Origin of the sequence: Hydrogenophaga sp. (assembly GCF_018780075.1) — a bacterium.
GTDB lineage: Bacteria > Pseudomonadota > Gammaproteobacteria > Burkholderiales > Burkholderiaceae_C > Hydrogenophaga.
Map to the genome: position 1 here is coordinate 1 of NZ_JADMKB010000091.1, position 11,842 is coordinate 11,842.

Here is an 11,842-nt window from a genome sequence, read left to right on the forward strand (position 1 = left end):
CATGCCGTTGCGCGCCAGGTTGAGCAGCACCTGCTCGACCATGGTGCGGTCGCACAGCACGGGCGGGCAGCCCGGGGACACCGAGGTCTGCACCCTGATGCCAAGCTTCTTGGACTGCAGCGTGAGCAGCGGCATGATGGCCTCGATCAGGTTCTCGGGCGCCACCGCCTCGCGCACCTGCTCGCGCCGGCGCACGAAGTCGGCCACGCTTTTGATCACGCGGCCGGCGCGGTCGGCCTGTTCGCTGATGCGCTGCATGGCCTGGCGCAGGTCGCTGGTGGGCAGGCCTTGGCCCGCCTCGGCGGGCTCGTCGAGCAGGTTGAGCGTGCCGCTGGCGTAGCTGGCGATGGCCGCCAGCGGCTGGTTGAGTTCGTGGCTGAGCAGCGAGGCCATCTCGCCCACGGTGGCCAGGCGCGCCGTGGCCTGCAGGCGCTCCTGCGAGGCGCGGTTGAGCTCTTCGACGCGGCGCTGCTCGCTCAGGTCGAGGATCGCGCTCATGAAGCCGGTCTGGGTGCCCTGGGCGTCGATCAGGGGCGCCTCGATGATGAGCACCGGAAAGCGCGTGCCGTCCTTGCGCTGGAACACCGACTCGTAGCCTTCGCGCGGCAGCGTCTGACCGGCCAGGCGGATGGCCAGGCGCTGCTGGTACTCGTCGATCAGCTCGGGCGGCCACCACGGTGCGGGCAGACCGGTGCCGATCAGCTCCTCGGCCTCGAAACCCACCATCTGGCAGAAGGCAGGGTTGACGTAGGACACGCGCCCGTCCATGCCGCGCGCGCGCAGGCCGGTGACCAGCGAGTTCTCCATCGCCTTGCGGAACGCCAGCGCGTCGGCCACCTCGGTCTCGGCGCGCTGGCGCCGGCGCATGTCGCGACCGAACAGGGCCATCACGGCGAGCAGCGCCAGCGAGAGCGCGCCGACCACGGCGGTGAGCACATTGGGGAACAGGCCGGCCACCCGGCGCGGGCTCTCCAGCCGCAGCATCAGCGTGTGGCCGGGCAGGTCGAGCAGGGTGGTGGCGACCTGGGTGCGGCGGCTGCCGGGCGCGCTGCTGTGCAGCGCCAGGCGCGTGCCATCGACCTCGGTGAAGGCCAGGCCGCGACCGCGCAGCAGCTCCTTGTTGCTGAACTCCGAGAGCATGCCCGGCAGCGAGTAGGTGGCGACGAGGAACCCGTCGTTGACGCCGGCCCGCACGACCGGCAGGCACATCTCGATGATCTCGATGCCCATCCCGTTGGCCATGGGCCAGAAGAAGCTGGGCGAGAACGAGGAGCCCGAGACCCGCTGCGCGCTCTCGCAGGCCTGGCGCACATCGGGCAGGGCCTGCTCGCGCGGCAGGTAGCTGAACAGGTCGGCCACGTAGACCGAGTCGCGGTGGGCGAGCAGGCGCAGGGCGTTGTCGCGCCACTCCAGGCGCACGAGTTCACGCTGCGCCGACAGCACCTCCGACGCGGGGCCGAGCCACGAGTCGGGGGAGGGCGCCACGCTGTGCAGCGACTGCAGGGTCTGCACATTGCGCACCAGCCCGCTGCGGATGTCGCTGGCCACGGTGGCGGCGTCGCGCTCCAGCGCCGCCTGATCGCGCGCCTCTTCGTACTCCCCCGCCAGGAACACCAGCACCCCCAGCAGCGCCGCCACGAGCAGCAGCAGCGCGCCCCACAGCAGCCAGCGGCGCGAGCGCAGGCCGGAGCGGGCCGGCGGCATGGCATCGGCCGGCGTTGGCGTGGTGGCTGGATGCGCTGGCATGTACCGATGAACCCCAGCGTCTCAGGACCCGGACGGAGCGCGAAGGCCCACCCAGCAAACACCGTGGAACCGGCTCCGCCGGGCCACTGGTGTTGCCCCCCAGTGGGGGGTGACGCGCCCCTGGGCGCGGCGCGGGGGGCGTCTCACAATCTGCGGTGCTGGAGCGAAGGCAGTTGCTCGCGCACGTTGCGCAGGCGCTCCAGATCGATGTCGGCCAGCACCACGCCGGGGCCTTCGGCCTGCAGGGCCATGACCTGGCCCCAGGGGTCGATGACCATGCTGTGGCCCCAGGTGCGGCGGCCGTTGTCGTGCACACCGCCCTGGGCGCTGGCGACCACATAGGCCTGGTTCTCGATGGCGCGGGCCCGCAGCAGGATTTCCCAGTGCGCCTGGCCGGTGGTGTAGGTGAAGGCGGCGGGCACCAGCAGCAGGTCGGCCGCGAGCATGCGGTAGAGCTCGCCAAAGCGCAGGTCGTAACACACGCTCATGCCCACGCGCCAGGGCTCGCCGTGGTGCGGCGTGAAGTCGAACACCGTGGGCGTTTCGCCCGCGCGCAGCACCGCCGATTCGTCGTAGGCCTCTTTGCCGTTGTCGTAGCGGAACAGGTGGATCTTGTCGTAGCGGCTGACGCAGTGGCCCTTGTGGTCGTAGACCAGCGAGGCGTTGGCGGCGTGGGTCGGATCGTCGGTGGCCATGGGCAGGGTGCCGCCCACGATCCACATCTTCAACTCGCGCGCGGCGTCGGACAGAAAGTCCTGCACCGTGCCCAGCCCCGGCGTCTCGGCCAGCAGCAGCTTGTCGGCGTCCTGCTGACCCATGAAGCAGAAATACTCCGGCAACACGGCCAGCTCCGCGCCACTGCGGGCGGCCTGGGTGAGCAAGGCGCGCGCGGCGCTGAGGTTGGCGTCCAGGCTGATGCCCGAGACCATTTGAATGGCAGCGACTTTCATGAGAACTCCTTAACGAACCCGACAACGAACCGTTTGTACCGCAGTAACGGAAACCAGCAGCACCATCCGGCGCGAGGACCCCACCCAGAACGCGGCGGAACTGGCTCCGCCAGGCCGCTCGCGTTGCCCCCTGGGGGGTGACGCCGAAGGCGGCGCGGGGGGTCACTTCTTCTCGACTTTGGGGTCCGCCCAGCTGCCGCTGATGTGAAACTGCTGCGTGGCCGCGCTCTGCAGCGGCTCGCGCAGCAGGAACTGGGCGAGGAAGGTGCCCAGACCCACGGCGGGGTTGATGGCGGTGGCGATCAGCGAGGCGGTGCCGGCATTGATCTCGGGCACCACCACGACCTTGAGGTCCTGCTGCTCGCGCGCGATGTCGGCGCTGCCCTCCATCAGCACGGCGGCGTTGATGCCCTTCATCTGGAGGTTGTTGGTCTGCGCCACGCCCTGGGCGATGCGCACGTCGCCGCGCACGAAGTCGAAGGCAAAACCTTCGGAGAACACGTCGCGGAAATCCAGCGTCAGCCGGCGCGGCAGGGCCTGCAGGCTGAGCACGCCCAGCAGCTTGGCGGCCCCGGGATCGACCTTCAGGAACTGGCCGGACGCGATGTCGGCCTTGAGAGCGCCCGAGAGGCTGGGGTAGTCGAGCGAGAAGGGCGAGCCCTGCCAGCCGATCTCGCCCTCGAAACTGCCGCTGCCGCCGCGCACCACGCCGGCCCGGCCAAAGCGCGAAAGCAGCTGGCCCGAGTCGTCGATGTCGAGGCGGAAGTCGAGGCGGGTGCGCCGCGCCGCGTTGCCCTCGGCGACCCAGTTGCCGCTGGCGATCAGGCGTGCCTCGGGCACGCGGATGTTGAGCCTGTTGAGGCGCCACTCGCGCGTGCGCCCCGAGCCCTGGTTGACGGCCTGGATGTCCACCAGCCCCAGCTGCCGGCCCGCGAGCACCAGGTTCTCGACCGTGATGTCGAGCGCGGGCACGCTGCTGGGCTGCTGCAGCAGCTGCTCCACGTCGGCCGCCGCCGAGGGCGCGAGGTTGAGCCGGGCCAGCCGCGCGTAGACGCTGCCGGCGCTGGCGCCGCCGGGCTGGCGGTATTCGACATAGCCGTTGACCTCGTCGGCGTCGATGTTGGTGCGCCACTGCGTGCCCTCGCGCGAGCCCCCGAGCACCACGTCGTTGAAGGTGCGGCCGTCGACCGCCACCTGGTCGGCCCGCACCGCCAGCACCGTGGGCAAGTAGGCCAGGCTGGCACTGGGAGACGCGGGGGTGGCCGCCGTGGCGGTGCTGCGCACGTCGACACCGCTGGCGGCGCTGAACACCTGCTCCCAGGCGTCCACGTCGATGCGGCTGAAACGCAGGTTGGCGGCCACGCCCTGCGCAGGCAGCGGCGCCGACTCGCCCGGCAACAGCCCCACGCCCAGGCTGCCGCGCAGCACCCGCGGCTCGGCCTCGGTGATGTCGCGCTCGAACACCGCCGACAGCAGCGGCTGCGGGGCCGAACCGATCTCGACCGTGAGCCGGTCGCTGCGGGCGACCTCGCCGCTCGGGTCGCTGACCACGCCCACGACCACGTTGTCGTAGCGCAGGGGCAGGCTCTCTTCGGCCTTTTTCGCCAGCGGCGCCGGCAGGTTGATCGCCATGCCCTGCAGGTTGGTGTTGACCAGCAGCTCGGGCACGCCCCCGCGAAACCCGAGCCGCGCCTGGTAGGCGGCGCTGCCGCTGGCGTGGGCCATCAGGCCCGAGACAAAGCCCAGCCCGCCGTCGCGCACGCCTTCGGCGCTGGCGGTGCCCTGCCCCCGGAACTCGACCCTGGCCGGCCCGCCCCTGGCGTCGGGCACCATGCCGCCCTCCAGCGCGATCTCGCCGCCATAGACCCGCGCCCTGGCGTCGCTCAGCTTGAAGCCGCGTTCGGTGAAGGCGATGGTGCCGACGCTGCGTTCCAGCAGCGGCGAGTCGGGGGTGATCTTCAGGTCGTTGCCGGCGAGCTGCACCTGGCCTTGCAGCGTGAGCCGATCCACCGTCTCCAGTGGCAGCTGCAGCTTGATGCCCACGCCGGCCGCGCCGGTCCCGGTGGTGCGCGCCAGCGCCCCGCCGAGGAGCCCGTTGACCGGCGAGCCCTGCACAAAGCCCAGCACCTCGCTGGCCGGCCCCTGGGCGCGCGCGCTGAGCGCCAGCGTGGGCGAGACCATGAGGTTGGCCACGGTGACCTCGCCCTCGCTCAGCCGCACCTTGGGCAGGCCGTCCACGCCCGCCGTCAGGCCCTTGAGCTGCAGGGACGCGCGCTCCAGCACCATCTGGCCCTTCACCGCCGTGAGCGCCGGCCAGGCGGGCTCGCCGGCCGACTGCAGGTAGGCCGGGAGGTAGGCGAAGTCCACGCCGTCCAGGTTGGCCACGACGCGGAACTCGCCGTCGGCGCCGGGCAGGTGGTAGGGCAGGTCCCAGAGGTCGCCACGGACCCGGAAGTCGATCTTGTCGGACGAGCCGCCGCGAATCGCTTCGCGCAGGTAGCGCCGCACCTCGGGGCTCAGGCTCAGCGGCAGGTAGCGGTGCGTCTGCAGGGCGTTGGCGCGGCTCAGGCTGGCGGTGAGGTCGAGCACGCCTGGAAAGCGCGATTTCGAGGTGCTGCGGGCCGGGTCGCTGGTCTGCCAGTGCGCCTTCGCGGTGCCGGCGGCGTCGGCGTTGGCCATGCGCACGTTGTCCAGCCAGGCCTCGACGCGCTCGCCGCTGAGCTTCCAGCGCGCATCGGCCTGCAGGCTGGTCAGCGGAATCACCGAGGCCTCGAACATGCCGGGCAGGTCGATCGAGCCGTTGGCGATCGAGAGGCGCGCCTGACCGCCGTCCTGGTTCAGCTCGAAGTCACCGCTGGCGCCGGTCACGCCCGGCCGGCCTGGCACGGGGTAGGGCCCGTAACTCGACACCTGGCCGCTGGGCTGACCGGCGAGCGCGAGACCGACGGCACGGCCCTTGGCTTGGTAGGCGGTGATGGGCGGGGCGGGGGGGGCCGGCTGCCCCGCGACCGCCGCGGGGGCGACCGGGCCTTGCCAGCGGGCGCTCAGCCCCTCGACGCTGCCGGCCGGCTGGAGGCTGGCCAGCAGACTGCGGCTGCCCTCGGGCAGGGGCAGGCGGGTCGCGAGCGCGGCGAGCGCGGCCAGGTCCACGCGGTCGGCGTTGACCGCGGTCGAGGTCGTGCGGCTGGACAGGCCGTTGTCGTGCTTCACCCTGAGCTGGCCACCGGGCCAGGCCTGGCCCTCGCGGGTGCGGAAGGCGAGGTTGTCGGTGGTGATCTCGAAGCCCTGGGCGTCCCAGGTGGCCGCGAGGCGACCTTGCACCTGCTCCAGCGCCAGTTCCGGCAGCTTGAGCCCCAGGCGCGTGGCGACGTTGCGCAGGCCGAGGTCGGTGGTCACGCCCGCGAGTTGGCCGCGGTGCACGTCGGCCCAGGCGCGCAGCAGCCCCTGGCCGGTGCGCACCTCGGCGCCCCATTCGGAGAGGTCCACGTGCGCGCGCAGCCGGGACACGTCGACGCTGGGGAAATCGGCGTAGAGCTCACCGCTCCAGTTGTGCCAGGGGGCCTGGTCGGCGCGCTGCGGCGCCAGGTCGATCAGCGGTTCGCGCAGGCTGGCCAGCAGGCTGAAGGGCTGGCCCCACTCGGCCGGCGGTGTGGCGTCGAGCCGCATCAGGTGGCTGCGCGCGCTGTTGCGGGACACGAAGTTGAGCGCGTTCAGGGCCAGCGGCGGCTGGCGGCGCAGGTCGTCGGTCCAGCGCACGGTGCCGTCCCGGATCACGAACTCGGTCTGCGAGAAAAACCAGTCGGTGGCCCGGTGGTCCTGCCCCTGCGGGCTGGAAAAGTTCAGGCCAGCGACCTCGATCTGGCCCTGCGCGGTGCGGCGCACGTCGAGCACCGGGCTCTCGATCAGCAGCTGCTCGAAGCCCAGGCGCCAGAGCGAGGTGACCGTGACCGCCGCGCGCACCTTGGGCAGCAGCAGGGCCTCGCGCCCGGCGGGGTCGAACAGGCGCACGTCGCTGAGTTCGAGCGCGGGCACCAGGCGGAACAGAAAGCCGGCCTCCGCGCTGGCGTCGCCCTGGGTCTCCGCGCGCAGGCCACCGACCTTGACCGGTACCCCCACAGCGGCGCTGGCCCAGCGTTCCAGGTCGGGACGCCATTCGCCGATTCGCGGCACAATCCAGAGATGCAAGGCGCCCCAGGTCAGCGCGAACAGCGTCCAGGCGGCCAGCACCATCCACAACAGCAGCCGCGTGAACACGGAATAGGTTTTCTGGGTTCGCGAGGTGAGGGCGACGGGGGCCGGGCTTTGATTCATATCCACTGCAAATTATGACGGTCAGCCCTCACCACGGTTCCGCAGCGGCGGTTTCTGCTTTGTCATCAAATGTGAATCCCGCCCTCGCACCCTGGCCACCGTTCACCGCGGCCGACCGGCAAGCCGACCATTCGCGGTTCGTGCAGCGCGTGCGGCGCCGCTACGCCAGCGAAATGCACTGCCTGGCGCCCGGCGCCCCGACCCACGCGACCATGGCCGACGGCCTGGCACAGCTGCGCGAACGCGGCCTGCCCTTGCCCGCGGCCCTGCGTGCGCTGCGCCAGCTGGTGATGGAGCGCCTGGTGGTGCTCGACTGCGAGCAGGGCGCACCGCTCGCCGACGTCACGCGCGCCGTGACCGAGCTGGCCGAACTCGCGCTCGACCACGCCTGCCAGCTGGCCTTCGCCGAGCTGGACGAGCTGCACGGTGCGCCCTTGGTTTCACCTTTCGAAGGACAGGGGCAGCCGCCGGGCCGCCCCAAGGCTGACCCAGCCCCCTCGGGGGGCAGCGAACCACACACCGTGGGGAGCGCGGGGGCCAGTGGCCTTCAACGTGCGCAGCTGTGGGTCATTGGCATGGGCAAGCTCGGCGCGCGCGAGCTCAACGTGTCGAGCGACATCGACCTGATCTATGTCTACGACGCCGATGGCGAGACCGCCGGCAACGCGCAGGGCCGCCACCGCATCAGCAACCACGAGTACTTCGGCAAGGCCGTCAAGCACATCTACAACACGGTGGGCGAGACCACCGAACACGGCAACGTGTTCCGCGTCGACCTGGCGCTGCGGCCCAACGGCAACTCGGGGCCGAGCGCGGTCTCGCTGGGTGCGCTCGAAGAGTATTTCCTGGTGCAGGGTCGCGAGTGGGAGCGTTTTGCCTGGCTCAAGAGCCGCGTGATCGCGCCGGCCGCCTGCATCGCCGACAAGAGCGCGGGCGCGCTGCGCGGCGCGGTGCTGCCCTTCGTGTTCCGCAAGTACCTGGACTACAACGTCTTCGATTCGCTGCGCACCCTGCACCGCCAGATCCGCGAGCACGCGGCCAAGCGCGCCGCCGGCAACCCCGGCCGCGCCAACGACGTGAAACTCTCGCGCGGCGGCATCCGCGAGATCGAGTTCACCGTGCAGCTGCTGCAGGTGGTGCGCGGCGGCCAGTTCCCCGAGCTGCGCACACGGCCCACCCTGGACGCGCTGCAGCGCGTGGCCAAGGCCAACCTGATGCCCCGCGCCACCGCCGACGCGCTGGCCCAGGCCTACGAATTCCTGCGCAAGGTCGAGCACCGCATCCAGTACCTGGACGACCAGCAGACGCACCTGATCCCCACGGTCGACGAAGACCTGGCCTGGATCGCCGCGACCATGGACTTCCCCGATGTCTGCGCCTTTCTCTGCGCGCTGGACACCCACCGCGAGGTGGTGGCGAGCGAGTTCGACATCCTGCTCGGCGGCGCGCCGGGGGGCGGCTGCAACGGCAAGGGCTGCAACGGCAAGGCCGGTGCGCGCAGCGCGGTCGAAGACCTGCAGGGCGTGATGGCCCAGCTGCCCGAGGCCTTCGCGGCCAAGGTGGCCCAATGGTGCGAACACCCGCGCGTGCTGGCGCTGCGCGAAGACGCCCGCGTGCGGCTGGTGCGGCTGGTCGAGCGCACCGGCGCCTGGCTCGACGAAGGGCGTGTCTCCGAGGTGGCGGCGTTGCGCCTGGCCGACTGGATCGAGCCGCTGCTGCGCCGCGAGAGTTACCTCGCGCTGCTGCAGGAGCGCCCCTCGGTGCACGAGCGGCTGCTGCGCCTGCTGGGCGCGGCCAAGTGGCCCGCGCGTTACCTGCTCCAGCACCCCGGCGTGATCGACGAGCTGGCGAGCCAGCAGTTGCTGACCGACCGCTTCGAGGCGGCCCAGTTCGAGGCCGACCTCGAAGACCGCCGTGCCTCGCTCAAGCGCACCCAGGAAGACGACGAGGAGGCCCTGCTCAACCTGCTGCGCCGGGCCCACCATGCCGAGGTGTTCCGCACCCTGGCACGCGATGTGGAGGGCGTGCTCACGGTCGAGCAGGTGGCCGACGACCTGAGCGCGCTGGCCGACGCGGTGCTGCGCGTGACGGCGCGCTGGTGCTGGAGCCGCCTGAAAAACCGCCACCGCGAGGAACCCGCCTTCGCCATCATTGGTTACGGCAAGCTCGGTGGCAAGGAGCTGGGCTACGGCAGCGACCTGGACATCGTGTTCGTGTACGAAGACGAAGACGAGAACGCCAGCGAGATCTACGCCGCCTTCATCCGCAAGATGATCAACTGGCTCACGGTGAAAACCGGCGAGGGTGACCTGTTCGAGATCGACACCGCGCTGCGCCCCAACGGCAACTCCGGCATGCTGGTGACCAGTTTCACCGCCTACGAGAACTACCAGCGCGGGCGCGGCAGCAACACCGCCTGGACCTGGGAACATCAGGCCATGACGCGCGCCCGATGTGTGATCCCCCCCACGCTCCCCGCTTCGCGAGGTTCGCTGCCCCCTGAGGGGGCTGAGCCCGCCTTGGGGCGGCCCGGCGACGGGCTCGTTGTGCCGTCCGCTGAGACTTCTTCGCTCGCCGCGCGCTTCGACGCCGTGCGCGAGAGCGTGATCAGCGCCGGGCGCGACCGCGACGCGCTGGCACAGGAAATCCGCAGCATGCGCGAGAAGGTGCGCGCGGCGCACCCGGTGCGCGGCGAGAAGTTCGATGTAAAGCACAGCGTGGGCGCGATGGTGGACGTGGAGTTCGTGGTGCAGTACCTGGTGCTCGCGCATTCGGGTGAACACCCCGAGCTGCTCGGCAACGTCGGCAACATCGCCTTGCTCCAGCGCGCCGAGGCGGCGGGCTTGCTGCCCCCGGGTGTCGGCAGGGAGGCGGCCGACGCCTACCGCGAACTGCGCCACATCCAGCACCGCGCACGGCTGGACGAGGCCCCCACCCAGATCGACGCGACCGCCGCGCAGACCCTGGCCGCCGCCGTGCAAACCCTCTGGCAACACGTGCTCGGCGACCGGGCGTGAGAGCCTCGCGCGCCTGGCTGCTGCTGTGTGCCCTGCACGGGGTGGCCAGCATGTTGCTGTGGTGGGGCCAGACCAGCGCCGTGGACATGCTGATCTGGCGCGCCGACACCTGGACCGTGCGGCCCTGGACGCTGTGGACCAGCGCCTGGGTGCACGTGAACACCCCGCACCTGATCATGAACCAGATCGCCCTGGGCGCACTCACCGCGTTCGCCTGGGTGATCCGCCCCACGCTGCTCAGCGCCCTGGCCTGGTGGCTCTGCTGGCCCCTGATCCAGGTGTCGATGGTGCTCTGGCCCCAGGTCGGTTACGCGGTGGGGCTCTCGGGCCTGCTGCACGCGGGCGCCATGGTGCTCGCGGTGCAGCTGCTGTTGCGGTGCATCGTGATCCGCAAGGCGCGGCGCTGGGGGGGCCTGCTGATGCTGGCGCTGCTGGTCGAGTTGCTGCTCGAGCGCGGCTGGGCCCACCCGGTGGTGTGGGACGACGGCAACGAGACCTCGGTGGTGCAGGCCGCCCACCTGGCCGGCGCCTTCTGGGGCCTGTGCCTGGGCCTGCTGGCGGCCTGGTGGCTCAGGCGACGCCAGGCGCCCGCCTCGAACACCCACCCCCCGGCCGGCGCCCCACACCGCGCCTGACCGGCGGCCCGCCCCCCGGGCGACGCCACCGGGCACCGCCCCATCACCGCCCGCTCGGTCGTCGCGGCCCCGCCGTGGCCGCCTGAATCCATCCGCCAGCCCGCTGCGTATCCAGTGCACCGGGCACCCACCCGACCAATAACCCCATTGATCGCAGGGATGGAGCCGATATTCATCAGGACAAATTGTGACCAATCAGTCACAATAAAACCAATCGGTTCAAACGCCGCCCCACCCACACCCCACATCCGGAGGATCCATGGCCACGACAACGCGGAACTTTTCCAACGGGTGGTTGCTCGAAACCCCCACGACCCCGTCTTTGGTGGCGGTGTCGGGTATTCCGGTTTTTGCACTGCGAAGCCTTCCGGCCCCTGGTGGGTCGGTTGAAATCCCGAGGCGCTTTTCCTCCTCCTCCCTCCCTCCCTCCTTCGCGTCGGGGCGCTTCGCAGTCTTTTGTTCAACAGGCCACCCGGCCGCCGGGTTCTGAAGATGTATTCAGAACCCGCCCCCCAGCCCATCGGCGGTGCCTCGCGCCGTCCCCGTGTCGCCATCGTCGGTTCGGGCATCTCGGGCCTGGGCGCCGCCCACGCCCTCGCCGGCCTGGCCGATCTCACCCTGTTTGAAGCCGGCGCTTATTTCGGCGGCCACACCCACACGGTGGACGTGACGCTGCCCGACGCCCAGGGCCGGCCGACCACTTTCGGCGTGGACACCGGCTTTCTGGTGCTCAACGAACGCACCTACCCCCAGCTGCTGGCGCTGTTCGCCCAGCTCGGTGTGCCGGTCGCGAAGTCGGACATGTCGTTTTCGGTGCAGGCGCCCGGCGCCGGCCCGAAAGGCGCGGCGCTGGAATGGAGCGGCTCGGACCTCTCCAGCGTGTTCGCCCAGCGCGCCAACCTCGCCAACCCGCGCTTCTGGCGCATGTTGTCCGACATGGTGCGCTTCAACCGCATCACGACGCGGCTGGCCGAGCGCGGCGAAGACCTCGCGCCCGACAGCCCGCTGCTGCAGCCGCTGGGCGACTTCCTGAAGGCCCAGAACTTCTCGGCCGAGTTCCGCGACTGGTACTTCCTGCCCATGATGGGTTGCATCTGGAGCTGCCCGACCGACCAGATGCTGGCCTTCCCGGTCGCGACCATGGTGCGCTTCTGCCACAACCACGGCCTGATCCAGATCACGA

At 70.9% G+C, this 11,842-nt stretch carries 6 protein-coding genes; 3 read left to right on the forward strand and 3 right to left on the reverse strand.

Annotated features, from left to right (window positions below; genetic code table 11):
• The 3 genes from IV088_RS15060 to IV088_RS15070 form a co-directional block, all read right to left on the reverse strand.
• Positions 1–1,746, reverse strand: a 1,746-nt coding sequence (locus tag IV088_RS15060) for a PAS domain S-box protein (protein WP_291103577.1), incomplete at its 3' end; no start/stop codon positions are given.
• Between the two features lie 143 nt (positions 1,747–1,889).
• Positions 1,890–2,696: a carbon-nitrogen hydrolase family protein gene (locus tag IV088_RS15065; protein ID WP_291103580.1), complete on the reverse strand. Its 807-nt coding sequence runs from the start codon at positions 2,694–2,696 to the stop codon at positions 1,890–1,892.
• 162 nt (positions 2,697–2,858) lie between these two features.
• Entirely contained in the window at positions 2,859–7,007 is a 4,149-nt protein-coding gene (locus IV088_RS15070) for a YhdP family protein (RefSeq protein WP_291103583.1), read from the reverse strand.
• A gap of 173 nt (positions 7,008–7,180) precedes the next feature.
• Here IV088_RS15070 and glnE point away from each other — a divergent pair, with 173 nt between their 5' ends.
• The 3 genes from glnE to IV088_RS15085 all read left to right on the forward strand — a co-directional run.
• Positions 7,181–10,024, forward strand: a complete 2,844-nt coding sequence (glnE, locus tag IV088_RS15075; RefSeq protein ID WP_291103592.1) for a bifunctional [glutamate--ammonia ligase]-adenylyl-L-tyrosine phosphorylase/[glutamate--ammonia-ligase] adenylyltransferase — start codon at positions 7,181–7,183, stop codon at positions 10,022–10,024.
• Complete coding sequence (locus IV088_RS15080; RefSeq protein ID WP_291103586.1) at positions 10,021–10,659, forward strand: rhomboid family intramembrane serine protease; 639 nt, start codon at positions 10,021–10,023, stop codon at positions 10,657–10,659. The genes glnE and IV088_RS15080 overlap by 4 nt, the downstream gene beginning before the upstream one ends.
• Before the next feature lie 492 nt (positions 10,660–11,151).
• A partial coding sequence (locus IV088_RS15085; RefSeq protein ID WP_291103589.1) for an NAD(P)-binding protein occupies positions 11,152–11,842 on the forward strand: 691 nt, incomplete at its 3' end.

Bases quoted from the DNA above. Each gene is read 5' to 3' on its own strand.
- IV088_RS15070 (WP_291103583.1), bottom strand. From the start codon at position 7,007: ATGAATCAAAGCCCGGCCCCCGTCGCCCTCACCTCGCGAACCCAGAAA.
- IV088_RS15065 (WP_291103580.1), bottom strand. From the start codon at position 2,696: ATGAAAGTCGCTGCCATTCAAATGGTCTCGGGCATCAGCCTGGACGCC.
- glnE (WP_291103592.1), top strand. From the start codon at position 7,181: ATGCACTGCCTGGCGCCCGGCGCCCCGACCCACGCGACCATGGCCGAC.